This window comes from Stenotrophomonas sp. PI_27 (assembly GCF_027854495.1).
In the GTDB taxonomy this organism is placed as follows: domain Bacteria; phylum Pseudomonadota; class Gammaproteobacteria; order Xanthomonadales; family Xanthomonadaceae; genus Stenotrophomonas; species Stenotrophomonas pavanii.
Genome location: NZ_JAJNOF010000022.1, coordinates 16513 through 40837, shown reverse-complemented (window position 1 = coordinate 40837; position 24325 = coordinate 16513). Strand labels below are relative to the sequence as shown.

Here is a 24325-nt window from a genome sequence, read left to right as displayed (position 1 = left end):
ACCGGCGGCCAGGGTGATGCTGGAGGCGCTGGCCTGGATCTGGCTGACGATCTGGGTCAGCTGGGTGACGGTGGTGTTGGCATCGTCACGCATGCGGGCGAATACGCCGTTGAACTGGCCCTCCATGCGCGTGGTCAGGTCGCCGGCGGCGATCGACTGCAGCAGCTGCGAGAGCTGGCCCAGGTTGCCGTCGGCAACCTGCATCATGGTGTTGAGGTGCTCGATCATCAGCTTGAAGTCATGCTGGAAACGCTGGGCATCGCCACGCTGGCTGAAGTCGCCTGCGGCGGCCGCCGCAGCCAGCTGCTGGATCTGCGAATTGATCGCCAGCAGGCTGGCCTTGGCTGCGTCCATCGATTCGTGCAGGATCGCGCGGCTGCCGGGCAGGCGGCGTGCATCCGGGGCGAGGTTGCCGATTGCGTACTGGTTGAGTACTTCAATGGCATCGACGATTGCATCGAGGTGTTCGAAGATCACCGTATTGATGCCGTTGGCCAGCTGGCCATACACGCCCGGGAAATCCTCCGGAATGCGGTGGCTGATGTCCGGGCCGGCGTGCATCTGCGCCATCAGCTGGGTCTGCTCGCTGAAGCGGCGCAGCATCGTGGTCATCTCGGCGGTCGCCGCGAGCATCTTGCCGGCTTCGTCCTTGCTGGTGGCGTGGGTGCTGACGCTGAGGTCACCCCGGGCGACGGCCTGGATGGCATGCACGGCCTTGCCGAGCGGGCCGGTCACCGCGCGCGAGATGACCGTGGCCAGTGCGGCCGCCACCAGCGACAGCAGCACCACGCAGGCAATGATGGCGATCATGCTGGTGCGATGGGTGGCGTTGGCGTCGGCAATCTTGCCGTCCATCTGCCCGGCGATGTGCGTGCCCAGGGCCTTCATGGCGGCGAACAGGTCACGCCGGGCCGGGCGCGACTGCTCGTCGGAGATCTGCTGTGCCAGCACGCCATCGCCCGCGGCCACGGCTTCGCGCATGGCTTTGTTGGCGGCGAAATAGCGATCCAGCTGCGCGCTGGCGGCGCGATACAGTTCACGCTCCTTGGCCAGCGCCGGCAGCGCGGCATAGGCGGCCAGCTCGTCATGCACGCCCTTGGCGGTGTCGTCCATGCGCTTGGTGTAGTCGGCCACCTTGTCCGGCTGGTCCAGCATGCTCAGCAGCGCCAGTTCGTAGGTGCGGAACTCGCCCAGCTGCGAGCGCGCTTCGCCCAGGTGCTGTACCGAAGGGATGTCGTTGCCGGCCATCTCGCGCAGCTGCGCGTTGGCCTCGCTGAGGCGCAGCAGGGCGAACGCACCGAGGACCAGGGTCATCAGGGTGGTGAGGGTGAACCCGAGGGCCAGCTTGCGGGCGATGGGCAGATCGTGGAACCACTTCATGCAGGGTGCTCCAGGTGGGCAGAGTACCGGCGACGGTGCGCCGGATCGGGGGTGGTTGCAGAGCGAACGGGGGTGCCCGGTGGGGTTCGGTGACGACCGTCATTGCGAAATAACGGCGCCGTCCGCGCGGACTTTATGGACGCAGATCACATTCGGTTGCGTAGGGATGACAGCGCGAAAGCGTTGCGGCGCCGGGGTTTCGCTTGGATGCGGTGGTTGCAGCCGCAACCATCGTGTCGACGGAGTTCACAGAAGGGATCGGCCCAGGCTGGAATGGCGCGCGCAAACAAAAACCGCCGCCCCGAGGGGCGGCGGTTCAGTGCACGCTTGCTGTGTAGATCAGGCGGCCTGCGGTACCCGCAGCGAGCGCACCAACCCACCGATGTCGACGATCAGTGCGACGCGGCCGTCGCCCAGGATGGTGGCGCCGGACACCCCGCCGATGCGGCGGTAGTTGTTCTCGATGTTCTTCACCACCACCTGCTGCTGGCCGACCAGCTCGTCCACTTCCAGCGCGATCTTCTGGCCATCGCCTTCGACCACCACCACCAGCGATTCGCTGCCGGGTGCGCGATTGCCGTAGCCGTAATACTCGCTCAGCGACAGGATCGGCAGGTACTCGCCACGGACCCGCAGCACGCGGCCTTCGCCGGCCATGCTGCGGATGTCCTCGGCCTGCGGCTGCAGGGCTTCCAGCACGTAGGCCAGCGGCAGGATCAGGGTTTCGCCGGCCACTGCCACGGTCATGCCGTCGAGGATGGCCAGGGTCAGTGGCAGGCGGATCAGCGTGCGGGTGCCGGCGCCGAGGCTGCTTTCGATCTGGACTTCGCCGCCCAGTGCCTGGATGTTGCGACGGACCACGTCCATGCCGACGCCACGCCCGGAGAGGTCGGTGACCGCATCGGCGGTGGAGAAGCCGGGCTGGAAGATCAGGTCCCAGACCTGCGAATCGGTCGGGTTGTCCGGCACGGCCAGGCCGCGCTCGGTGGCCTTGGCCAGGATCTTGGCGCGATCCAGGCCGCGGCCATCGTCGCTGACCTCGATGACGATGTGGCCGCCCTGGTGCGAGGCTGCCAGCGTGATCGTGCCGGTCTCGTCCTTGCCCGCACCGCGACGCACGTCGGGCATTTCCAGGCCGTGGTCGATCGAGTTGCGCACCAGGTGCACCAGCGGATCGGCGATCTTCTCGATCAGTCCCTTGTCCAGTTCGGTGCCTTCGCCGACGGTGCGCAGGCGCACCTGCTTGCCGAGGCGGCTGGAAAGGTCGCGGACCAGGCGCGGGAAGCGGCGGAACACCGCATCGACCGGCAGCATGCGCACGCCGATCACCGCTTCCTGCAGGTCGCGGGTATTGCGTTCAAGCTGGTCCAGGCCGGCGAACAGGCTTTCGGCGTGGACCGGGTCCAGCGCATGCGAGACCTGCTTGAGCATGGCCTGGGTGATGACCAGCTCGCCGACCAGGTTGATCAGCGCATCGACCTTGTCGACGCTGACGCGGATCGAGGTCTCCGCTTCCTGGCTGTTGCCACCGCTGGCAGCAGGCGCGGCCGCAGTGGGGGGCGCCGCGGCCGCTGCCGGCGCAGGGGCGGCGGCAGGAGCCTGGGTGGCCAGGCTCGGCGGCGCGGCCGGACGGATGTCCAGCTCGCAGTCGTCCAGCACCCACGCGAAGGTGTCTTCGATCTTGCTGCGCGGCACCTTGCCGACCAGGCCGAGGTCCCACGCCAGGTGGGCTTCGAGCGGGTCGAGCTGGGCGAAGCCAGGCAGGCGCTCCATGCGCGCGGCGACCTGCAGCGAGCCGAGGTGTTCGAGCTCGCGGATGATGCGCAGCGGGTCGTTGCCGCTCATGAACAGCGACGGCGCCGGAGTGAAGCCGATCTGCCAGGCTTCCGGCGTATCGTCCACCTTGGCGGCCGGCGCCGGGGTGCTCGCTGCGGCCTGCCCGGACAGCACTGCCTCCAGGCGCGCCTTCACTGCGGAAACTGCGGCCGGATCGGCGGCTTGGCCATGTTCGGCCTCGCGCAGCAGGGCACGCAGCACGTCCACCGAGGACAGCATCGCGTCAACGGCATGGCCTTCCAGCGCCCGCTTGCCGGCGCGCAGCTCATCGAGCAGCGTCTCCAGCACGTGGGTCAGTCCGGCGATGGCATCGAAGCCGAAGGTGCCGGCGCCGCCCTTGATCGAGTGGGCGGCGCGGAACACCGAATTGATGATCTCCGCGTCCTGCTGCCCCGATTCCAGGGCCAGCAGGCCAGCCTCCATCGCGTCGAGGCCTTCGCGGCTCTCCTCGAAGAAGGTGGCGTGGAAGCGTTGCAGGTCCATGCTCATGGCAGTGGTGGTCCGGAAGCGAAGAGGGGGAGCGGCGCCGGGCGATCAGCCCAGCACTTTCTGCACGGTGGCGACCAGCTGTTCGGGATTGAATGGCTTGACCAGCCAGCCCGTGGCGCCGGCGGCCTTGCCTTCGGACTTCTTGTCGGCAGCCGATTCGGTGGTCAGCATCAGCAGCGGGGTGAACTTGTAGTCCGGCAGCTGGCGCAGTTCACGGATCAGCGCGATGCCGTCCATGTTCGGCATGTTGACGTCGGTGACCACCGCATTGAAGCGCTGGCCCTTGGCGCGACCGAGCGCGACCGCGCCGTCTTCGGCTTCTTCGACGGCAAAACCGGCCGAGGTGAGGGCGAAGGACACCATCTGGCGCATCGACGCCGAATCGTCCACCACCAAGATACGTGCGCTCATGCAGCGTTCTCCACAGATTTCAGGTTGTCATGGGTTACGTCCAGGCCCAGGGCCTGGGTGACGCCCAGCAGGCGCGCGGCGTCACGGAAGGTTGCGGTGCAACCGTGGAAGCCGGTGCCCAGGCCTGCCTCGCGGCGGGCCTGCACGAATGCACACAGCACCTGCACGGCGGCGGTGTGGATGCGTGCGACCTGGCTGGCATCCAGGGTCAGCTCGCCTGCCTGCTCCAGCAGTGGGGCGAGGCGGTTCTTGAGCTCGGCGGTGCTCTCGATGCCGAGATCCCCACCCAGTTCGACAGTGCTCATCGTTGCTCCGGACAAACGGTTCCGTGATCCATAACGGCACCCCGGCAGGGTTCTTTAGCGGAATCGACGCGGGGCGTCGATGCGGTCGCTGTTGAAAAGGGGACGGAGGGGATTAAGTCGCAAGCGACCTGGCTCTACCGCAGCCCCCTCGGCAGCGGCGACCGCGCAGTGGGGACGTAAGGTGTTGATCCAACGTATCAACTCCTTGCGTCCCCGACAGGCACCGCTTCGGCGCAAAGCGCCGAGCCACTTGCGACTTAATCCCCTCCGTCCCCTTTTTCTGCTCAGCTCAACAGGCGGGTGGCGTCAAGCAGGATCATCGGCCGTTGGCTGACGCGGGCGACGCCGCGGAACAGGTCGTTGGAGATCTGGCAGATGCGCGCGGTGTCGGGCGGCTCAATCTGCGAATCGGTGAGGTTGGCGACATCCTCCACCGCAGACACGCGCAGGCCGATGGTCTCGCCGTCCTCCTCCAGCACGACGATGCGGGTCTGGGCGTCGTCTTCTGCCGCCGCGGCGCCCAGGTGCAGGCCGAGGTCCATCACCGGCACGACCTGGCCGCGCAGGTTCATGATGCCGAGCATGGCCGGCGCAGTGCCACGCAACGGCAGCAGTGGCACCGGCAGCACGACCTCCTGGACCTTCAGCAGTTCCAGCGCGTAGGCCTGGGTGCCGCAGCGCAGGCGCAGCCAGCGCGAGGTGCGTTCGCCGGCCCGGCGGTTCTGTGGATGCGGGCTGTGGGCTGGCTGGTGCGCCTGCGCCTGCAGTTCCTGCCAGGTGCTGGGGCGGTTGCCCGTGGGCGCGTCCATGGCCACGCGCGGTGGTGGTGCGGCGGCCGCCCGTGCCACTGGGGGCGGCGCGGGACGTGCGGCAGGTGCCGACACCGGTGCTGCGATCACGGCCGGGGCGGGCACAGGGACGTCCTCGCCTTCGGCAGCGGCCTCGAACGCGGCCTGCAGCCCGGGGCTGTCGGTGTGGGCGAGGCGATGGCTGTCTGCGGGATCGGTCTCGTAGATCACTTCGTCCGGCAGATCGTCCCAGGTCGGCTCCGGGCCGGCCTGCACAGCGGCGGCGGGGGCAGGCGCGGTTTCGTGGAGGACGTCGGCTGACAGGTCATCCCAGGTCGGCTCGCGTTCGCTGGCCGCAGCGCTCGCCGCGGCGGCGTCGGTGCCAACGGAGGCGGCGGCCGTCTCGAAGGCGGCGTCCAGCGCGGCGTGGTCCTCGCACGGCGGAGCGGCGGCGGTTCCGGTTTCGTAGATCACGTCGGCGGGCAGGTCGTCCCAGGTCGGCTCGCGTTCGCTGGCCGCAGCGCTCGCCGCGGCGGCGTCGGCGCCGACGGAAGCGGCCGCCGTCTCGAAGGCGGCGTCCAGCGCGGCGTGGTCTTCGCTCGTCGGGGCGGCGGCGGTTCCGGTTTCGTAGATCACGTCGGCGGGCAGATCGTCCCAGGTCGGCTCGCGTTCGGGGAGCGCTGCGTGCGCCGCGCCTGCCTCGGCGCCACCGGGCGGCGGTTCGGCCGACGCAGCCGGGGCGATCGCCTCGCCCAGCAGCTCGTCCAGGTAGTCGTCGAGGACGCCGGTGCTGTTCATGCGGCCTGCTCCAGGGCGCGGGCATCCTCGCCGAGGATCCAGTTCAATGCGCGGCGGTAGGCGGCCAGGCCGCGGCCCGGATAGTCCTCGCCGACGCTCGGCAGGGTCAGGCCGGCGGCATTGCTGATGCGGGTGTCGATCGGAATCGCGTCTTCCCACACGCGGTTGCCATGGCGGTCCTGCATGGTGCGCAGCGTCTCGTTGCCGGCGCGGGTGCGGCGGTCGAACAGGGTCGGCAGGATCGAGATCGGCAGCGGGCGGCGGCGCGAACGCTCGACCATCTCGCCGGTGCGGACCATCCCATCCAGGCCGTGCAGGGCCAGCGGCTCGGCCTGGGTCGGGATGACCAGGCGGTCGGCAGCGGCCAGGGCATTGATCATCAGCAGGCCGAGGGTAGGTGCGCAGTCCAGCAGAATGTAGTCGTGCTGCCCCTGGTGGCGGGCCAGCGCGTTCTGCAGCGCCAGGCCGAGGCCGGGCTGGTTGGCGCTGCGGCGCTCCAGCGTGGCCAGCGCCGATTGCGCGCAGACGTAGTCCAGGCCCTGGATGTTGCTGGCATGGCACAGGCCGGACAGGTCCGCCGGCGGCGTGCCGAACAGTTCCAGCACGCCGGCCGGCGGCGGATCCACCGGCACGCCGAAGGCGCGGCTGAGCGAGGCATGTGGATCGAGGTCGATCAGCAGCACGCGATGGCCGAGGGCGGCCAGTCCGCGGCCGAGGGCGAGGGTGGTGGTGGTCTTGCCGACTCCGCCCTTCTGGTTGGCGACAGCCCAGATGCGCATCGGATTACTCCTTCATTGCCGGGGGAACGGCGGCGCCGACGCGGCTGCCAGCCGGCACCGGCGGCAACTTCACCGGTGCGATGGGGGAGGTGGGGGCGCTGGCCGGAGTTGCGGCGGCCTGTTCGGTGTCGGTGCTGCCGGTGGCGCCAGTGGCGGCGTTCAGGCGCTGGCCGAGCGGGTCCACCGAATGCGAGGTGTCGGCCAGGATGATGACCATCACCCGGCGGTTGCGGTTGCGGCCCTGCGCGCTGTCGTTCTCTTCGCGGGGCCGGAACTGGCCGTAGCCGACCATCGCCAGCCGCGAGGGCTGCACGCCCTGGTCGGCGAACAGGTGCACCACGCTGGCGGCGCGTCCGGCCGACAGCTCCCAGTTGGACGGGAAGGTGGCGGTGGCGATCGGCACGTTGTCGGTGTGGCCTTCCACGCGCACGCTGTTGGGAACATCGCGCAGCACGTCGGCGAGGCTGGACAGGGTCTGCCGCGCGTGCACGTCCAGCGCGGCCGAACCGGTGGGGAACAGGATGTCGCTGTTGATCTCGACTTCGATCCACAGTTCGGTACGGCGCACGCTGATCATGCCGCGGTCGATCAGCGGCGCCAGCGCGGCGGTGAGGCGATCGGCGATCGTGTTGAGCTGGCGCTCGGCACGGGCGATCTGCTCCTGGTTGTGCACCGACACCGGCATGCGCATCTGCGAGGCCATCGACGGCAGCAGCGTCGGGTCGTGCGAGGGCGCCGGCGCCGATGGGCCGATCTTGGTGCCGGACTTGATCACCGACGGGCTGTCCCAGCCGCCGCCCTGCACCTGCTTGTTGCCCACCTGCACCGGATTGATGGTGCGCGGCGCACCGCCGAAGGCATCGGTCAGCGCGTCGGCCATGATCCGGTACTTGCCCTCGTTCACCGAGGAGATCGCGTACATGACCACGAAGAAGGCGAGCAGCAGCGTCATCAGGTCGGCATAGGGGATCGCCCATGCTTCGTGGTTGGCGTGCTCTTCGTGGTGCTTGCGGCGGGCCATGTCAGTGCAGGAAGCCGGAGAGGTTGGTTTCGATGTTGCGCGGGTTTTCGCCCTGGGCGATCGAGATCAGGCCTTCGATGACCATCTCGCGGTCGCGCGTGTTGTGCGAGATCACGCTCTTGAGCTTGGCAGCGATCGGCAGGAACAGCAGGTTGGCCGAGGCGATGCCGTAGATCGTTGCGGTGAACGCGGCGGCGATGCCGTGGCCGAGCTTGCTTGGGTCAGCCAGGTTCTTCATCACCGCGATCAGGCCGAGCACGGCGCCGATGATGCCAAGGGTGGGGGCGTAGATGCCCATCGCCTCGAACACCTTGGCGCCAGCCTGGTCCTGGTGTTCCTGGCTGCCCAGTTCGATCTCCAGCATGTGCCGCATCGATTCGGGCTCGACGCCGTCCACCAGTAGCTGCAGGCCCTTGCGCAGGAACGGGTCCTGCTGCGCTTCCACCTGCGATTCCAGGCCCAGCAGGCCCTGGCGGCGGGCGATGTTGCTCCACTCGACGATCTGCTGGATCAGCTCGCGGCGGTCGCTGTGCGGGGGGCGCACGACCCAGCGCACGATCTTGAACGCATGCTTGAACACCGCCGGCGAGGTGTGCAGCAGGATCGCGGCAACGGTGCCGACGATGACGATCACGAACGCCGCAGGCGACCACAGGGACGCCAGGCCGGCGCCCTTGAGGATGCTGCCGCCGACCAGCGAGGCCAGGGCGAGAAAGAGTCCAATGAGGCTGAGTCTATCCATGGATCCGGTATCGGCTTGTATGAATGGGACTTGAGACACCGGTAGATCGCGTAACGACGGTAGTCACAGTTTTCCGGGCGCCGGGCTTGGCCCGGCGGGCGTCAGCGCAGGCCGTCCACATCCAGGATCAGCGCCATGCGACCATCGCCGATCAAGGTTGCACCGGCGTAACCGCGCAGGCCGCGCAGGGCCTTCGGCAATGGCTTGATGACCACTTCCTCGCGCCCGCGGACCTGGTCCACGACCAGGCCGAAGCGCGCTTCACCGGCCTGCAGCACGACGATGGTCAGCAGGGTCGACGTGGCGGGCGTCACATCCAGCCACTGGCGGAGATCGACCAGCGGCAGGGTGTGCGAACGGCGGTCGAGCACGGCGCGGCCATCGAACCAGCCCAGTGACGTGCCAGGCGCGTGCAGCACTTCCATCACGCGCGCCAGCGGCAGCGCATAGACGTCTTCGCCGGCCTGCACCAGCAGCGTCGGCAGGATCGCCAGGGTGAGCGGCACGCGGATCAGGAAGCGGCTGCCACGGCCCAGTTCCGACTGGATCTGGATCTGCCCGCTGAGTTCGCGGATGCGCGACTGCACCACGTCCATGCCGACGCCACGGCCGGAGATGTCAGTGACCTGCTGCTTGGTCGAGAAGCCCGGCAGGAACACCAGGTGCAGGCACTCCTCGCTGCTCAGGCGGGCGGCGGCTTCGGGATCGATCAGGCCCTTCTCGCGCGCCTTCGCACGCAGCTTTTCCGGATCAATGCCGGCGCCATCGTCCTGCACCTCGATGCTGACGTAGTCACCTTCCTGCTGCGCCGACAGCCGCACGTGGCCCATTCGCGGCTTGCCCTGTGCTTCGCGCAGGTCGGGCATTTCCACGCCATGGTCGATGGCGTTGCGGACCAGGTGCACCAGCGGGTCGGCCAGGGCCTCGACCAGGTTGCGGTCGAGTTCGGTCTCGGCGCCGATCAACTCCAGGTCCACTTCCTTCTTCAGCGAGCGGGCGACATCGCGGGCGACCTTGGGAAAGCGCGAGAACACCTTGCCCACCGGCTGCATGCGGGTGCGCATCACCGCCGACTGCAGGCGCGCGGTGGCGATGTCCAGGGTGGACACGGCGCGGTCCAGCTCCTCGTCGCGCAGGCGGGCACGCAGGGTCTTGAGCCGGTTGCGTGACAGCACCAGTTCGCCGATCAGATTGACGATCGCATCCAGGCGCTTGGTGTCCACGCGCACGGTATGTTCCGCCTCGGCCAGTGGTTTGGCAGCCGGCTTGGGCGCCGGCGCCGGTGCGGCCGCCGGGCGTGGGGCAGCGAGCGGCGCCGACGCAGCGGCAGGCCTGGCGCCGGGTGCGGCGCCACCGTGCAGCTGGTCGAGCAGGGCTTCGAATTCGTCTTCGCTGATCAGCCCGTCGTCGGCCTTCTTGGCCGGTGCGACCGCGGTCGGGGCGTTGCCGCCGTGCAGCTGGTCAAGCAGGGCTTCGAATTCGTCGTCGGTGATCAGGTCACTGCTACCGGCTGCAGGAGCGGCGGCGACAGGCGCCGCCGCGGTGCCACCGTGCACATCGAACTGGGCGATCAGGTCCGGCGGTGCATAGCCCGGTTCGGTGCCGGACGACACGGCGTCCAGCATCGACTGCAGGTAGTCCAGCGATTGCTGCGCGGCGTCGAAGTGGTGCGCCTGCAATACGGCCTGGCCGGCGCGCGCGGCGCCCAGCGCTTCCTCAGCAGCGTGGCACAGCTCGACCATCGCGGTGACGCCAAGGAAGCCGGCGCCACCCTTGAGCGTGTGGTAGCCGCGGAACACCGCGTTCAGCTGTTCGCCGTCCTGCGGTGCCTGCTCCAGCGACACCAGCTGTTCGCCGAGGCGATCCAGGATTTCCTGTGCCTCGATGATGAAATCGGCAGTGATGTCGTCGGATACCGCGCTCATGCTTACAGCCCCAGATCCGACAACAGGTCGTCGGCGTCGTTCTGCGAGACCGCGTGGCGGTCCAGTCCCTTCAGTGCCGGCCCGGCCAGTTCCGGGTCGGTGCGATGCTGTTCCGGCGGCAGGCCGAGCGCGCCGAAGCCTTCGTGCACGCGGCGGACGATGCCGACCACGCGACGGATGATCTGCCCGGTCAGGTCCTGGTAGCTCTGGGTCAGGGCGATCTCGGTCAGGTTGTGGCGGATGCGCTCGAGCTGTGCGTCCTGGCCCGGCTGCAGGCCTTCGGCGCGCAGCTGCTCGGTCAGGCTGCGGCATTCCTCGGCCAGGTCCAGGGTGCGGTGCGTGGCCTGTTCGGTCATCGCCACCACATGGTCCAGGCGTGCGCAGGCATCGTCCAGTTCACCGGCCTCGCTGGGCACGGTCGGCAATTCGCCCAGGGCCTGCCCGAGCTCGCGGGCCAGCCGCGAGAGGCCGCTCATCATCGGCTGCGTGCGCAGCGCGACCAGCCCGTCGATGCGTTGACGCCAGGCGGCTTCATCGCCGGACTCCAGCGCGTCCAGGGCTTCCTGCAGGCGCAGGGCGAGGGCGTTTCTGTCGACCGTGGTATCCATCAGGCGCTGGCCGCCAGGCGTTCGAAGATCTTGCCGAGCTTTTCTTCCAGCGTCTGCGCGGTGAACGGCTTGATGATGTAGCCGTTCACGCCGTTCTGGGCTGCTTCGATGATCTGCTCGCGCTTGGCTTCGGCGGTGACCATCAGCACCGGCAGGGTCTTCAGCTTGGCGTCGGCGCGGATCGCCTTGAGCAGTTCGATGCCGGTCATCACCGGCATATTCCAGTCGGTGACCACGAAATCGAACGGCTGGCTCTGCAGCAGCGACAGCGCGGCATGCCCGTCCTCGGCTTCGGCGGTGTTGGTGAAGCCAAGATCGCCCAGCAGGTTCTTGACGATCCGACGCATGGTCGAGAAGTCGTCGACGATCAGGATGCGCATGTTCTTGTTCAAAGCAGAGTTCCTTTGTTGTTCATTCCGGGCGGCCGGGGGCAGCCGCCTCGGGCATGTTCACTCTTCCAGGCCGGCGTCCGCCGCCTCGAAAATCTTCAGCCGTCCACGCAGGCGCAGCACGGCCTGGCCGTGGATCTGGCAGACCCGCGATTCGCTCACGCCGAGCACCGCGCCGATCTCCTTCAGGTTCAGTTCCTGCTCGTAGTAGAGCGAGAGCACCAGCTGTTCGCGCTCGGGCAGGTGGCCGATGGCCTTGCCCAGCTCGCGACCGAACTCGCCACGCTCCAGCACCTGTTGCGGGGTCGGGCCGCCCTGGGCGACGGTGTCCAGCTCGCCCTGGTCTTCGATGCGCGATTCCAGGCTCAACACCTGGCCGCGCGCGGCGTCTTCCATCAGGCGCAGGTACTCGGGCAGCGGCATCTCCATCGCGGCGGCGACTTCGGTGGCGCTGGCGGCGCGACCGCTGCTCTGTTCCAGGCGGCGGATGGTGGCGGCCGCATCGCGTGCGCGCCGGTGCACCGAGCGCGGCACCCAGTCGCCACGGCGGATCTCGTCGATCATCGAGCCGCGGATGCGGATCGAGGCGTAGGTTTCGAACGAGGCGCCCTGGTCGGCGTCGTAGCTGCGCGAGGCTTCGATCAGGCCCATCATGCCGGCCTGGATCAGGTCGTCCACCTCGACGCTGGCGGGCAGGCGCGCGGCCAGATGGTGGGCGATGCGCCGCACCAGGTCCGAATGCTGGGCGATGACATCGTTGGCCGCCGAGCGCTGGACTTCCCTGTACTGGGCTGCGCCTTTCATGCTGCCACCCCACGCTGCTTGAGGATGCGTTCGAGGAAGAACTCGACGCCACCGCGCGGTTCGGTCGGCGCCTGCCAGCGCGCGGTACGGCGTGCGATCTCGGTGATCGCCAGCGCCGACGGGCTGGACGGATAGGCCTTCACCACCGGTTGCTGGCGCTGCACCGACAGGCGCAGCCAGTCATCCTGCGGCACGCAGCCCAGGTAGTTCAGCGAGACGTCGGCCAGGAACTTCTCGCAGACGCGGGTCAGCTTTTCGTACAGCACGCGGCCCTCGTTGGGGTCGCGGACCATGTTGGCCACCACCTGGACGCGGTCCACGCCCCGTTCGCGCGACAGCACCTTGATCAGCGCGTAGGCATCGGTGATGGACGCCGGCTCGTCACAGACCACCACCACGGTGTCCTGCGCGGCCTGGCAGAAGGTCAGCACGCCGTCGGTGATGCCGGCGGCGGTGTCCACCACCATGATGTCCAGCTCGCGTTCCAGTTCGGAGAACACATTGACCAGGCCGACGTGCTCGGCGGGGGCCAGCTCGGCCATGTGCCGGCGGCCGGACGCGGCCGGCACCACCAGCACGCCGTTCGGGCCTTCGACGATGACGTCGTCCAGCGAGCAGCGGCCGGCGACCAGGTCGGCCAGCGTAAAGGTGGGGTTCAAGCCCAGGATCACGTCGATGTTGGCCAGGCCGAGGTCGGCGTCCAGCAGCAGCGTGCGCTTGCCCATGCCGGCCAGCGCCACGGCCAGGTTGGCCGACACGTTGGTCTTGCCCACGCCGCCCTTGCCGCCGGTCACGGCAATGGTGCGCACAGGGCCGAGCGGCTCGCTGCGGGTGGCCGACAGCGGGAAGGTCTTGGTCAGCTTGGCGTACTCACGCGACGGCATGGTTCAACTCCGGGTTGCAGGGCATATCGGCCGCTCGGCGCAAATCTTCAAGGCGAAGTACAAGATTGGCTGCACTGGCCCGGTGCAGGTCCTCCGGAACGTCCTGCCCATCGGTCACCCAGGTGATCGGCAGGGCGTGGTCCACGGCCACCGACAGGGCGTTGCCGAAGCGGCCGGTCTCGTCCAGCTTGCTCAGCACCAGGCCCTGCAGGTTGGCGGCACCGAAGCGGCGGACCACCTCGTCCATGTCGCCGAAGCTGGTGTTGGCCGGCAGCACCAGCAGGGTGCGGACCTGGCGCGCGGCGCGCAGCCACTGCAGCTGGGCGGCCAGCGCGCGGTCGCGCGGGCCCAGGCCGGCGGTGTCGATCAGCACCAGCTTGTAGTCCTTCAGGCGTTCCAGCAGCTGGTCCAGGTCGGTGCCGCTGTTGGCCTCGTGCACGGCGATACCGAGCTGGCGGCCGTAGCCATACAGCTGCTCGCGGGCGCCGATGCGGGTGGTGTCGGTGGTGACCAGGGCCACGTCACGCGGCGCATGCTTCTCGGCGAAGCGCGAGGCCAGCTTGGCGATGGTGGTGGTCTTGCCGGCGCCGGTCGGGCCGACAAGGGCGATCACGCCGCCTTCTTCCAGCGGGTCGACCGGGGCGATCGGCAGCTTGCGCGAGATCAGCCCCAGCATCAGGCCGCGACCGCGGTGGGCTTCGGTTTCCAGTGGAATCTGCATGGCCACATCACGGGCCAGGCCGGCGTCGAAGCCGTACTCGTCCATCAGGTCCAGCGCGGTGGCGCGCACCGGGCAGCCGCGCAGGCGCTCGTCGGTGAAGCGGTTCATCTCGCGCTCGATCACCTGGCGCATGCCGGCCACTTCCTGGCGCAGCTGGCGGATCTCGGCGTCGTCCTGGGCGACCACCGTCAGCACCGGGGCCGGGGCCAGGGTGGGCGCCGGCGCGGCTTCGACGATGGCATCGGCCAATGCCGGTTCGGTGGCGGCGCTGGCCGGCTGCGCGTCGGCGACGGCAGCGGTCGGCAGCGGCGGCGGCTGCACCGCCGGCGCCACGCTTTCGTGATGCGCCTCGTGCGGCGGATCGATCGGGAAGCGGGCGCGGTTGGCCGGCACAGCCGCGGCCGGTGCGACGATGGCTTCGGCGAACGGCGCGAAGATCTGCTCCGGCAGTGCCGGTTCGTTGACGGTGGCACGCGCCAGGGTGGCGGCAAAGCCGGTGCTGCCACGGGTCGGCACGATCTCGTCGGCGCTGTCCAGCGTGCGGCCGGTGGCACCGACGGCGGCGCGGGCAAGGGCGGCCACCGCCGAGGTGGTGGCGGCGACCGGTTCCGGCGCCGGGGTGGCGCTGCGGCGGCGGGTGACGGCGGCGATCACCGCGTCGGCGGCGGTGCGCGGCTTGGCTGCCGGCGGCGGTGCGACGTCACGGCGCGAGGCTTCCAGTGCACGCTGCACGGCGCTCTCGTCATAGTTGGCGGCGGCGACGATCTCGATGCCTTCCTCGATCCGGCGGTTGGACAGGATCACGGCGTCAGGACCGTGTTCCTTGCGCACCAGGTTCATGGCCGAACGCATGTCGGCGGCGACGAATCGTTTGATTTTCATGCTGTGGTCACGAGGCGAAGACGGCGGGGTGGCGGTCGGGGAACTCGGGTGATCGGTGGTCTGCACGGTGCGGGTTCCCCTTGGTATCGGTCTGTTGCGTTGGTTCGAAAGTGGTGTCTGTTTTCTGGCGCGTCGGAGCCCGGCGTCAGCTGATCGTTCCGACCAGCTTCAGGCGCTTGTCTTCCGGCACCTCGCTGTAGGCCAGGACCGACAGCGACGGAACGCTGTGGCGGACCAGGCGGGCCAGCGCGGCGCGCACCGGGCCAGGTACCAGCACGACCGCGGGCTCGTTGCGGGCTTCCTGCTTGCTGACACATTCGGCCAGGCTCTGGTGCAGTCGCTCAGCGAGTCCGGGTTCCAGCGCGGCGCCGTTGCCCTGCGTGGACTCCTGCAAGACACGTTCCAATTGCGGGTTGAGGGTGAACACCGGCAGCTCCGCCGACATTCCGGCGATCTCCTGCACGATGAAGCGGCCCAGTGCGGTGCGCACGGCAGCGGTCAGCACGGCCGGGTCCTGGCTGCTGGGCGCGTGTTCGACCAGCGCTTCGGCGATCTTGCGCAGCTGGCGGATCGGAATGCGCTCGACCAGCAGGTTCTGCAGCACGCGCACCACCGCCGACAGCGGCAGCGCCTTGGGCGTCAGATCTTCGACGAGCTTGGGTGCGCTCTTGGCCAGGTTGGCCAGAAGGTGCTGCACTTCCTCGTGGCCGAGCAGTTCCGGCGCGTGCTCGCGGATCAGGTGCGAGAGGTGCGTGGCGACCACGGTGGCCGGATCGACCACGGTGTAGCCCAGCGTTTCGGCCTGGGCGCGCTGGTGCGGCTGGATCCAGGTGGCATCCAGGCCGAACGCGGGGTCCTTGCCGGCGATGCCCTCCAGGGTGCCCAGCGCGCTGCCCGGATCCAGTGCCAGCTCGCGGTCCGGGTGGATTTCGGCGGTGGCCACCGGCACGCCGTGCACCAGCACCCGGTATCCGTTGGCGGGCAGTTCCAGGTTGTCGCGGATGTGCACCGATGGAATCAGGAAGCCGACATCCTGGGTGAGCTTGCGGCGCACCCCCTTGATGCGCGCCATCAGTTCGCCGCCCTGGTTGCTGTCCACCAGCGGAATCAGCCGGTAGCCGACCTCCAGGCCCAGCGGATCGACCGGTCGCAGTTCGTCCCAGCTCAGCTCGGCAGTGGGGGCGGCGGTGGCCGGGCGCCCGAGCGCAGTGAGCGCGGCGGCATCGGTGCCACTGCCTGTCGCGTCGGCGGCCGGTGCCTTGGTCTTGCGATACAGCTTCCAGGCGATGAAGCCGAGGATCGAGGCCAGCGTCAGGAAAGCGACGTTGGGCATGCCCGGTACCAGGCCGACCAGGCCGATGATGCCGGCGGTGATCGCCAGCGCGCGGTACTGGCCGAACACCTGTCCGGTCATGGCCTGGGCCATGTCCTGCGAGCGCGAGGCGCGGGTGACCAGCATCGCCACCGCGCTGGAGACCAGCAGGGCTGGCAGCTGCGCCACCAGGCCGTCACCGATCGACAGCAGGGTGTAGGTCGCAGCGGCCTCGCCGAACGGCATGCCATGCTGCAGCACGCCCACCGCCAGGCCACCGAGCATGTTGATGAACAGGATCAGGATGCCGGCGATGGCGTCGCCGCGGATGAATTTGCTGGCGCCGTCCATCGCACCGTAGAAGTCGGCTTCCTCGCGCACTTCCTCGCGGCGCAGCTTGGCTTCTTCACGCGTCAGCAAACCGGCGTTGAGGTCGGCGTCGATCGCCATCTGCTTGCCGGGCATCGCGTCCAGGATGAAGCGCGCGGTCACTTCCGAGACACGGCCGGCGCCCTTGGTGATCACCACGAAGTTGATGATGGTCAGGATCGCGAACACCACGATGCCGACCGCGTAGTTGCCGCCGATCACGAATTCACCGAAGGCGGCGATGACCTTGCCCGCGGCATCGTGGCCGTTCTGGCCGTTCAGCAGGATCACGCGGGTGGAGGCCACGTTCAGCGCCAGCCGCAGCATGGTGGTGATCAGCAGCACGATCGGGAAGATGGTGAAGTCCAGCGGGCGCTTCACGTAGACCACCGCCAGCAGCACCATCAGCGAGATGGCGATGTTGAAGGTGAACAGCGCATCGAGCACCGGCGCGGCCAGCGGCACCACGACCATGGCCAGCAGGGCCAGCACGATCAGCGGCGCGCCCAGGCCCTGGCGGATCATTTCCAGGGCGCGGCGGGTGTTGAAACCGGCGGAGGGCTGGGCGCTCACGGGCGGCCTCCCTTGCCGAATTCATCCACCTGGATGTGCGGGGCGTCCGGCATCGGGCCAGTGCGCCAGGCGCGCAGCTGGTAGACGTAGGACAGGACCTGGGCGACGGCCGAATACAGTCTCACGGGGATTTCCTTTCCGAGTTGTCCTTCCCGATACAAGGCGCGTGCCAAAGGCGGGGCAGAGACGATCGCGACCTTATTGCCGTCGGCCACCTCACGGATGCGCAGGGCGGTCTCGTCCACGCCCAGGGCGACCACGGTGGGGGCGTTCATGGCGCCGCCCTCGTACTTCAGGGCCACCGCGTAGTGGGTGGGGTTGACCACCACCACGTCGGCGGTGGGTACCGCTTCCATCATCCGGCGGTTGGCCATCTGCTGCTGCAGCTGGCGGATGCGGCCCTTCACCTCGGGGCTGCCCTCGCTCTCCTTCATTTCCCGGCGCAGCTCTTCACGGGTCATCTTCAGCTTGCGCATCCAGTTCCAGCGCTGGTACGGCGCATCGATGGCGGCCAGCACCAGCATCGCGCCGGCGGTGGCCAGCAGCAGGCGCAGGGTGAAGCCGAGGCCGTCGGTGATGGCCGTCTCCAGCGGGTGGTGGATCAGCCCGCGCAGGGTGTCAAAGCCGGTCCAGACCACCAGCCCGGCGGCGACGCCGACGAAGGCCACGCGCAGCAGTGATTTGGTGAACTCGGCGATGGCTTCCGGGCCGTACAGGCGCTTGAGCCCGCTCATCGGGTTCATGCGGTTGATGTCGGGCAGCAACGCCTTCTGCGACCAGCGCAGGCCGCCCATCACCAGCGGGGCGACGAAGCTGGCCAGCAGGCAGACCAGCACCAGCGGTGCGATCACCAGCATGAACTGCAGCAGCAGGTCGCCGAAGTGGCCGAACAGTTCCTTCGGGTTCTGCCGCAGGCTCTGTTCCGGGCTGAGCGCGTGCTTCATCCAGGCACTGGCGCCACGGCCGATCGAGCCGCTCATGGCCATCACCGCCAGCACGCCGGCGCCGAACACGGCGGCGGTGCCGAGTTCGCGCGAGCGCGGCAGGTTGCCCTGTTCACGGGCATCGCGCAGGCGTTTTTCGGTAGGTTGTTCGGTCTTTTCGCCGGCGGATTCGTTCTCGGACATCACAGGCACTGCGGCAGGGGATGCCGGGGTGCGTGCAAGAACCGTTCCACGCATGGCGTGGATCTACCGACGGCCCGTTCTGTAGAGCCGAGCCCACGCTCGGCTACGGTTGGGGCCAGGCGCGAAGCACAGCCGGGCATGAGCTCGGCTCTACAGGAGAGTGCCGCAGGAATCGTTCCGTGATGGCGGGCGCGCGTGGCCCGGTGTCAGCCGGGCGGGTATTGCGGCGGTGGGCTCTGCGCCAGTTCCACCCGCGGCCGTGGTAGGTCGTGCAGCTGCATGAAGCGTGCCGCGTCGACCGGGCGGCCGAGCAGGTAGCCCTGCAGGAAGTCGCAGCCCAGGCGCTCCAGGTAGGCGCGCTGCGCGGCGGTCTCCACGCCCTCGGCGACGATGTCCATGTCCAGCGCGTGGCCCAGCGCCACGATCGCCGAGACGATCACCACGTCCTCGGCACTGTGTTCCAGGTCGCGCACGAAGGCGTGGTCGATCTTGATCTCGGTGGCCGGCAGCCGCTTCAGGTACAGCAGGCTGGAATAGCCGGTCCCGAAATCATCGATGGAGATGCCCACGCCCAGCGCCGACAGCGCCTGCAGCAGGCGCAGGCTGGTGTCGGTGTCGCGCATCACCGTGCTTTCGGTGATCTCCAGCACCAGGTGGCGCGCGGGAATGCGATGGCGCTCGATCACTTCGCGCACGTCGCGCAGCAGGTGGGGCGAGCCGAACTGCACTGGCGACAGGTTCACCGATATCGACCAGCCTTCGTGGCCGGCATCGTGCCAGTGGCGCAGCTGGCGGCAGGCCTGGTCCAGCGCCCAGCGGCCGATCTCGTTGATCGCGCCGCTGCGCTCGGCCAGCCGGATGAAACGGTCCGGCGGAATCAGCCCATGCTCCGGGTGCTTCCAGCGGATCAGCGCCTCGGCACCCGCCACCTTCTGCGTGGCCACGCGGATCTTGGGCTGGTAGTGCAGGAACAACTGCTCGCTGCCAATGGCCCGGCGCAGGTCGGCCAGCAGCCGGAACTGCTGTTCGGCACTGTCGTTCATCCAGTCGGCGAAGAGCACGAAGGCGTTGCGACCGGACTCCTTGGCCTGGTACATCGCCGCGTCGGCGAAGGCCATCAACTGGCGCTCGCTGGCGGCGTGGTCCGGGCAGATCGCCACGCCGATGCTGGCGGTCACCTGCAGTTCGTTGTCCTGCAGCAGCGGACCGCTGCCCACCGCCTGCAGGATGCGCCGGGCCAGGGTCGGCAGGTCTTCGTCGTGCTCGATGCGCACCACCAGCACGAACTCGTCGCCGCCCAGGCGGGCCAGCATGTCGTTGGGCCGCAGCAGCTGCCGGGTACGCTCGGCCACCGCCACCAGCAGCGCGTCGCCGGCCTGATGACCGTAGGCATCATTGACCTGCTTGAAGCCATCCAGGTCCATGAACATCACCGCAAAGCGGTTGCCGCCCTGTTCGGCTTCGGCCAGCGCCTGCACGATGCGCCGCTGCAGCAGCAGGCGGTTGGGCAGGCGGGTCAGTGGATCGTGCAGCGCGGCCTGGGTCAGTTCCTGCTGGGCATCGGTCAACGAGGTGCTCAGCATCGAGTTGCGCAGCCGCAGCAGCTGCGCCTCCACCCGCTGGTCCAGCCATGAAACCACCAGCACTACCGCCAGGATCGCGACCGTCAGCACCACCACCAGCATCGCCAGCCACTCGCTCTGCAGGCCATCGCCGACCGCCGCGCCGCAGATGCTGCCTTCCGGGAAACGCGCGGCGGCCATGCCGGTGTAGTGCATGCCGACGATGGCCAGGCCGAGCAGGCCCGCGGCTGCCAACCGGTCACCGACGCGGGTGCGCTGCGCGCGCAGGCGGAACGCCACGTACAGCGCGGTCCACGATGCGGCCACCGCCACCACCAGGGAGAGCAGCAGCCAGCCCGGGTCGTAGTCGATTCCCGGCTGCATGCGCATCGCCGCCATGCCGACGTAGTGCATGCCGGCAATGCCGGTGCCCATCAGCAGAGCACCACCGGCCAATCGCGGGTGGGGCAGGGTGCGCAGCGAAACCAGCCACAGTGCGAACACCGACGAGGCGATCGCCAGCGCCAGCGAGAGCAGGGTGATGGGCAGGTCGTAGCCCAGTGGAATGGGCAGGTCGAAGGCCAGCATGCCGATGAAGTGCATCGACCAGATGCCCAGGCCCATGGCAAAGCCGCCGCCCAGGCGCCACCACCAGGCCGCGCCCTTGCCGGGGGCGGTGACCGTGCGTCCGGCCATCGCCAGCGCCGTGTACGACGCCATCACGGCAACCAGCAGTGAGATCGCCACCAGCCACGGGTTGTACGTGCCTACCAGCATTCGTCAGTCTCCCGGACCTGCCTGTCGACGGAAACTACGGTGGGGCATGCATGAGGCAGGCCGACGCGGACGGGCGCCGGCCAGGTGCGGCATCCCCCCGGTTGCCGCGCATTCACTCTAACGCGCAGACCGGGGGGGACTTCAAGCGGCAATTCGTGATGACCGGGTCAGTGTGTGACCGCGTCCGCAGCCTGGAAGGCGGCGTCGAACAGTCGCTGTACCGGCGGCCCCATTTCCCCGGCCAGCAGGGCCAGCAGGAACAGGCCCAGCAGCAGCGAGACCGGCAGACCCAGCTGGATCGGGTTCAGTGCCGGGGCGGCACGCGCCAGCACGCCGAAGGCCAGGTTCACCGCCAGCATCGCCACGGTCAGCGGAATGGCCAGGCTCAGCGCGCCGCGCAGCACGGTCAGCAGGAAGGTGGGGGCGATGCTGAAGAAGGCATGCGGGTCCGGCAGCGGGGCGCCAATCGGCAGCGCGCGATAGCTGTCCACCAGCAGCGAGATCAACGCCAGGTGGCCGTTGGCGGTGAAGAACAGCAGGCCGAACAGCAGGTAGAACCACTGTCCGATCACGCCGGAGGTTCCCCCACGCAGTGGATCGCTCATCTGCGCGAAGGCCAGGCCGGTGCCCTGTGCGATCAGTTCGCCGGCCATCGCGCCGGCTTCGAACACCAGCCGCAGCATGAAGCCGATGGATACGCCGATGGCCAGTTCACGGGCAATGGTCAGCACCGTAGCCGCGTCGAAGCCGGTCCAGTCCGGTACCGGGGGCAGCAGCGGGGCCAGTGCGATGGCCAGGGTGCCGGCCAGCACCACGCGCACCCGCGATGGCACCGCACGCGTGCCGACCATGGGCATGGCCATGGCCACTGCGCCGATGCGCAGCATGGTCCACAGCACCGTGCCGATCATGCCGAAGGCCTGCAGGCCGTCGGCCGCCATCTGTGTCGCGGCGTCCATCGAAGCGCGTGCCCTAGCCGATCAGGTGTGGAATGCGCTGGAACAGCAGCGTGGTGAATTCAACCAGGTGGCCGATCAGCAGGCTGCCCAGCGCGAACAGCACCGCGGTCAGCGCTGCCGCTTTGGCGACGAAGGCAATGGTCGGTTCATTGAGCTGGGTCGCGGCCTGCACCACGCCCACCACCACGCCCACCACCAGCACGGTGAGCAGCAGCGGTCCGGCCACCCACAGCACGGTGATCAGGCCGCCACGCAGTTCGGTCAAGGCAAGTTCGGGAGACATTCGGGTTCCATCTGCTTGTGCAGCGTCGAGCCATGCTCGACGGCGCTTTGTGGGGGATATCAGGCCGGATTGAAGCTGGCCGCCAACGTGCCCACGGTCAGCACCCAGCCATCGACCAGCACGAACAGCAGGATCTTGAACGGCGCCGACACCAGCATCGGCGAGAGCATCATCATGCCCATCGACATCAGCACGCTGGCCACAACCAGATCGATGATCACGAACGGGATGAAGATCAGGAAGCCGATCTCGAAGGCGGTCTTCAGTTCGCTGGTGACGAACGAGGCGACCAGCACCGGGAACGGGATCGCGTCGGGGCTGGCGTAGGTGCCATGCCCGGCGATGCCGGCGAAGGTCATCAGGTCGGTCTCGCGGATCTGCGCCAGCATGAACCCGCGCAGGGGCTGCGTGGTCAGCGTCCAGGCGGTCTGGAAGTCGATGTCGCCGTTGAGGTAGGGCGCCATGCCCGCGCTCCACGCCTTGTCCCAGGTCGGCATCATCACCATCGCGGTGAGGAACAGGGCCAGGCCCAGCAGCACCTGGTTGGACGGCGTCTGGCCGGTACCCAGCGCCTGGCGCAGCAGGCCCAGCACGATGATGATGCGGGTGAACGAGGTCAGCACCAGCAGCATCGACGGGATCAGGGTGATCGCCGTCATCAGCAGCAGGGTCTGCAGCGGCAGGCTGACCGGCTGGCCGCCGATCTTGCCGACATTGACGTCCGGCAGCGGGGTGGCCGGGGCACCGGGCGCGGCGAACGCCAGCGCCGGCAACAGGCACAGGGCAAGCAACAGCAGCCACGGCATCAGGGTGGCAAGACGGGTACGGGTGACACGCATGTCAGGGATCCTTGCGCAGCCGCTGCTGCAGCAGCTGGGCGAAATTCGGCAGGTTCTTGAAGTCCGGCACGCGCACCGGTGCCGGCGGCGGCAGCGGTTCGGGCAGGGCATGCAGGGTGTTGATGCCGCCGGCGGTGACGCCCAGCAGCAGTTGCTGGCCATTGACCTCCACCACTACCACGCGCTCCTTGGCGCCGACGCTGAGGCTGGCCACCAGCTTCATGCCTTCGGCCGGGCGGAAGCCGCTGCCGGGCATGCGCTTGAGCAGCCAGCCCAGGCCAATCACCAGCGCCAGCACCGCCAGCAGCGCCAGCACCGCGCCGAACAGGCTGGGCGCGGCCGCCGCATGCTGGCCGACCTGCGGACCGATCGGGGCGGCGGTCTTGCCGACCGCCAGCAGGGTGGAGGCCAGCAGGCTCAACGCAGTCTCCGGATCCGCTCGCTCGGGCTGACCACGTCGGTCAGGCGCACGCCGAAGCGGTCGTTGATCACCACCACTTCGCCGTGTGCGATCAGGGTGCCGTTGACGAACACGTCCAGCGATTCGCCGGCGCCGCGCTCCAGTTCCACCACCGAGCCCTGGTTGAGCTGCAGCAGGTTGCGGATCGGCAGGCGGGCACGACCGACCTCCAGCGACAGGGTCACCGGCACGTCGAGGATCACGTCCAGGTTCAGGTCCGGACCGTTGGCCTCGTCGGCCTGCAGGCTGCTGAACTGGGCCGGGGTCGGTTCGAGGGCGTCGATATCGTTCATTGCGGGTCTTCCTGGATGACGGGTACGCGCGGGCGGGTGCCCGGTGGATGGGTAGCGGTGATCTTCACGGCGTTCATGCCGTTGGCGATGCCGAACTCGCCGGTGAACACCGGAATGTTCTCCACGCACAGCGGCACCTGCGGGCTCAGCTCGATCGGCAGGATGTCGCCGACCTTCAGCTGGGTCAGGTCGCGCAGCGTCATGCGCTTGCTGGCCAGTACGCTGGACAGGGTGACTTCGGCGATGTTGAGCTGCTCGCGCAGGGTCTTGCCCCAGCTCTCGTCGCGGTCGTTGCGGTCGCTCTGGATGCCGGCGTCGAGCAGTTCGCGGATCGGTTCCAGCATCGAGTAGGGCAGGGTGACGTGGATGTCGCCGCCACCACCGTCGAGCTCGACGTGCAGGCGGCACACCACCACGTATTCGCGCGGCGTCACGATGTTGGCAAAGTGCGGGTTGATCTCCGAGTTGATGTACTCGAAGTCGACATCCATCACCGGTGCCCACGCTTCGCGCAGATCGGCGAAGGTCTGCTTCAGCAGCAGGTGGATCACCCGCATTTCGGTGGCCGTGAATTCGCGGCCCTCGATGCGGGTGGGGTAGCGCCCGTCGCCGCCGAAGAAGTTGTCGACGATGGCGAACACCAGGGTCGGCTCGAACACGATCAGGCCGGTACCGCGCAGTGGCTTGAAGCGGATCAGGTTCAGGTTGGTCGGCACATACAGCGAGTGCATGTAGTCGTTGAACTTGATCAGTTCGATGCCGCGCACCGACAGCTCGGCCGAGCGCCGGATCAGGTTGAACAGGCCGATCCGCCACAGGCGCGCGAAGCGCTCGTGGACCATTTCCAGGGTCGGCATGCGACCACGGATGATGCGGTCCTGGCTGGCGAAGTCGTACGAACGCGCTTCGCCTGACGGGGGTTCCGCATCGGTCTCGACCGCGCCACTGTCCACGCCGTGGAGCAGGGCATCGATCTCGTCCTGGGACAGCAGATCATTCATCGGTGGGC

22 protein-coding genes and 1 pseudogene are annotated in these 24325 nt (G+C 68.5%); all 23 read right to left on the bottom strand.

The window, feature by feature from the left end; all coding sequences use genetic code 11:
• Nucleotides 1-1380: MCP four helix bundle domain-containing protein (locus tag LRM18_RS19580; protein ID WP_270955319.1), on the bottom strand; the 1380-nt coding region annotated here is incomplete at its 3' end.
• A 339-nt stretch (nt 1381-1719) separates the two neighbouring features.
• The gene (locus LRM18_RS19575) at nt 1720-3705 is read right to left on the bottom strand and encodes a chemotaxis protein CheA (RefSeq protein WP_206632635.1); all 1986 of its coding nucleotides are present in this window, start codon (nt 3703-3705) and stop codon (nt 1720-1722) included.
• A 45-nt stretch (nt 3706-3750) separates the two neighbouring features.
• Nucleotides 3751-4116: a response regulator gene (locus LRM18_RS19570; protein WP_005409521.1), complete on the bottom strand. Its 366-nt coding sequence runs from the start codon at nt 4114-4116 to the stop codon at nt 3751-3753.
• Nucleotides 4113-4421, bottom strand: coding sequence for an STAS domain-containing protein (locus tag LRM18_RS19565; RefSeq protein ID WP_057494251.1), 309 nt, complete (start codon nt 4419-4421; stop codon nt 4113-4115). Before LRM18_RS19565 ends, LRM18_RS19570 begins: the two co-directional genes overlap by 4 nt.
• Before the next feature lie 284 nt (nt 4422-4705).
• Nucleotides 4706-6007: a chemotaxis protein CheW gene (locus LRM18_RS19560; protein WP_270955318.1), complete on the bottom strand. Its 1302-nt coding sequence runs from the start codon at nt 6005-6007 to the stop codon at nt 4706-4708.
• Nucleotides 6004-6786: a ParA family protein gene (locus LRM18_RS19555; protein WP_164082737.1), complete on the bottom strand. Its 783-nt coding sequence runs from the start codon at nt 6784-6786 to the stop codon at nt 6004-6006. Before LRM18_RS19555 ends, LRM18_RS19560 begins: the two co-directional genes overlap by 4 nt.
• A gap of 175 nt (nt 6787-6961) precedes the next feature.
• Nucleotides 6962-7807: pseudogene (gene motD / locus LRM18_RS19550) on the bottom strand (flagellar motor protein MotD); the annotation flags it as partial.
• A gap of 1 nt (nt 7808) precedes the next feature.
• A complete protein-coding gene (locus LRM18_RS19545) occupies nt 7809-8549 on the bottom strand; it encodes a flagellar motor protein (protein ID WP_005409527.1) in 741 nt (246 codons plus the stop codon).
• Between the two features lie 101 nt (nt 8550-8650).
• Entirely contained in the window at nt 8651-10474 is a 1824-nt protein-coding gene (locus tag LRM18_RS19540) for a chemotaxis protein CheA (protein WP_206632630.1), read from the bottom strand.
• A gap of 2 nt (nt 10475-10476) precedes the next feature.
• Complete coding sequence (locus LRM18_RS19535) at nt 10477-11082, bottom strand: protein phosphatase CheZ (protein WP_049465790.1); 606 nt, start codon at nt 11080-11082, stop codon at nt 10477-10479.
• Nucleotides 11082-11474 carry a chemotaxis response regulator CheY gene (gene cheY / locus LRM18_RS19530; RefSeq protein WP_005413247.1) on the bottom strand — a complete coding sequence of 131 codons (393 nt, stop codon included), beginning with the start codon at nt 11472-11474 and terminating at the stop codon, nt 11082-11084. The genes LRM18_RS19535 and cheY overlap by 1 nt, the downstream gene beginning before the upstream one ends.
• 57 nt (nt 11475-11531) lie before the next feature.
• Nucleotides 11532-12275, bottom strand: a complete 744-nt coding sequence (locus LRM18_RS19525) for an RNA polymerase sigma factor FliA (RefSeq protein WP_049465789.1) — start codon at nt 12273-12275, stop codon at nt 11532-11534.
• On the bottom strand, nt 12272-13159 hold the full coding sequence (locus tag LRM18_RS19520) for a P-loop NTPase (RefSeq protein ID WP_032959426.1): 888 nt from the start codon (nt 13157-13159) through the stop codon (nt 12272-12274). Before LRM18_RS19520 ends, LRM18_RS19525 begins: the two co-directional genes overlap by 4 nt.
• Nucleotides 13146-14762 carry a flagellar biosynthesis protein FlhF gene (gene flhF, locus LRM18_RS19515; RefSeq protein WP_057494248.1) on the bottom strand — a complete coding sequence of 539 codons (1617 nt, stop codon included), beginning with the start codon at nt 14760-14762 and terminating at the stop codon, nt 13146-13148. Before flhF ends, LRM18_RS19520 begins: the two co-directional genes overlap by 14 nt.
• 145 nt (nt 14763-14907) lie before the next feature.
• Nucleotides 14908-16968 (bottom strand): flagellar biosynthesis protein FlhA, encoded by a 2061-nt coding sequence (gene flhA, locus LRM18_RS19510; protein WP_176422005.1) that lies wholly within the window; start codon nt 16966-16968, stop codon nt 14908-14910.
• 44 nt (nt 16969-17012) lie between these two features.
• Nucleotides 17013-18143 carry a flagellar biosynthesis protein FlhB gene (flhB, locus tag LRM18_RS19505; protein ID WP_043033586.1) on the bottom strand — a complete coding sequence of 377 codons (1131 nt, stop codon included), beginning with the start codon at nt 18141-18143 and terminating at the stop codon, nt 17013-17015.
• A gap of 206 nt (nt 18144-18349) precedes the next feature.
• Nucleotides 18350-20482, bottom strand: coding sequence for a bifunctional diguanylate cyclase/phosphodiesterase (locus LRM18_RS19500; protein ID WP_057494245.1), 2133 nt, complete (start codon nt 20480-20482; stop codon nt 18350-18352).
• Nucleotides 20483-20649: 167 nt separating this feature from the next.
• Nucleotides 20650-21441, bottom strand: a complete 792-nt coding sequence (fliR, locus tag LRM18_RS19495; RefSeq protein ID WP_046430450.1) for a flagellar biosynthetic protein FliR — start codon at nt 21439-21441, stop codon at nt 20650-20652.
• A gap of 13 nt (nt 21442-21454) precedes the next feature.
• Entirely contained in the window at nt 21455-21724 is a 270-nt protein-coding gene (locus LRM18_RS19490; protein ID WP_005413254.1) for a flagellar biosynthetic protein FliQ, read from the bottom strand.
• Nucleotides 21725-21783: 59 nt separating this feature from the next.
• Nucleotides 21784-22563 (bottom strand): flagellar type III secretion system pore protein FliP, encoded by a 780-nt coding sequence (fliP, locus tag LRM18_RS19485; protein ID WP_049466148.1) that lies wholly within the window; start codon nt 22561-22563, stop codon nt 21784-21786.
• A 1-nt stretch (nt 22564) separates the two neighbouring features.
• Nucleotides 22565-22984 (bottom strand): flagellar biosynthetic protein FliO, encoded by a 420-nt coding sequence (fliO, locus tag LRM18_RS19480; protein ID WP_053495137.1) that lies wholly within the window; start codon nt 22982-22984, stop codon nt 22565-22567.
• Nucleotides 22981-23316: a flagellar motor switch protein FliN gene (fliN, locus tag LRM18_RS19475; protein ID WP_005409543.1), complete on the bottom strand. Its 336-nt coding sequence runs from the start codon at nt 23314-23316 to the stop codon at nt 22981-22983. Before fliN ends, fliO begins: the two co-directional genes overlap by 4 nt.
• The gene (fliM, locus tag LRM18_RS19470; protein WP_014647040.1) at nt 23313-24317 is read right to left on the bottom strand and encodes a flagellar motor switch protein FliM; all 1005 of its coding nucleotides are present in this window, start codon (nt 24315-24317) and stop codon (nt 23313-23315) included. The genes fliN and fliM overlap by 4 nt, the downstream gene beginning before the upstream one ends.
• Nucleotides 24318-24325 lie beyond the last annotated feature (8 nt).

Bases quoted from the DNA above. Each gene is read 5' to 3' on its own strand.
- LRM18_RS19575 (WP_206632635.1), bottom strand. From the start codon at position 3,705: ATGAGCATGGACCTGCAACGCTTCCACGCCACCTTCTTCGAGGAGAGC.
- LRM18_RS19570 (WP_005409521.1), bottom strand. From the start codon at position 4,116: ATGAGCGCACGTATCTTGGTGGTGGACGATTCGGCGTCGATGCGCCAG.
- LRM18_RS19565 (WP_057494251.1), bottom strand. From the start codon at position 4,421: ATGAGCACTGTCGAACTGGGTGGGGATCTCGGCATCGAGAGCACCGCC.
- LRM18_RS19560 (WP_270955318.1), bottom strand. From the start codon at position 6,007: ATGAACAGCACCGGCGTCCTCGACGACTACCTGGACGAGCTGCTGGGC.
- LRM18_RS19555 (WP_164082737.1), bottom strand. From the start codon at position 6,786: ATGCGCATCTGGGCTGTCGCCAACCAGAAGGGCGGAGTCGGCAAGACC.
- LRM18_RS19545 (WP_005409527.1), bottom strand. From the start codon at position 8,549: ATGGATAGACTCAGCCTCATTGGACTCTTTCTCGCCCTGGCCTCGCTG.
- LRM18_RS19540 (WP_206632630.1), bottom strand. From the start codon at position 10,474: ATGAGCGCGGTATCCGACGACATCACTGCCGATTTCATCATCGAGGCA.
- LRM18_RS19535 (WP_049465790.1), bottom strand. From the start codon at position 11,082: ATGGATACCACGGTCGACAGAAACGCCCTCGCCCTGCGCCTGCAGGAA.
- LRM18_RS19525 (WP_049465789.1), bottom strand. From the start codon at position 12,275: ATGAAAGGCGCAGCCCAGTACAGGGAAGTCCAGCGCTCGGCGGCCAAC.
- LRM18_RS19520 (WP_032959426.1), bottom strand. From the start codon at position 13,159: ATGCCGTCGCGTGAGTACGCCAAGCTGACCAAGACCTTCCCGCTGTCG.
- flhF (WP_057494248.1), bottom strand. From the start codon at position 14,762: ATGAAAATCAAACGATTCGTCGCCGCCGACATGCGTTCGGCCATGAAC.
- flhA (WP_176422005.1), bottom strand. From the start codon at position 16,968: ATGATCCGCCAGGGCCTGGGCGCGCCGCTGATCGTGCTGGCCCTGCTG.
- flhB (WP_043033586.1), bottom strand. From the start codon at position 18,143: ATGTCCGAGAACGAATCCGCCGGCGAAAAGACCGAACAACCTACCGAA.
- LRM18_RS19500 (WP_057494245.1), bottom strand. From the start codon at position 20,482: ATGCTGGTAGGCACGTACAACCCGTGGCTGGTGGCGATCTCACTGCTG.
- fliR (WP_046430450.1), bottom strand. From the start codon at position 21,441: ATGGACGCCGCGACACAGATGGCGGCCGACGGCCTGCAGGCCTTCGGC.
- LRM18_RS19490 (WP_005413254.1), bottom strand. From the start codon at position 21,724: ATGTCTCCCGAACTTGCCTTGACCGAACTGCGTGGCGGCCTGATCACC.
- fliP (WP_049466148.1), bottom strand. From the start codon at position 22,563: ATGCGTGTCACCCGTACCCGTCTTGCCACCCTGATGCCGTGGCTGCTG.
- fliN (WP_005409543.1), bottom strand. From the start codon at position 23,316: ATGAACGATATCGACGCCCTCGAACCGACCCCGGCCCAGTTCAGCAGC.
- fliM (WP_014647040.1), bottom strand. From the start codon at position 24,317: ATGAATGATCTGCTGTCCCAGGACGAGATCGATGCCCTGCTCCACGGC.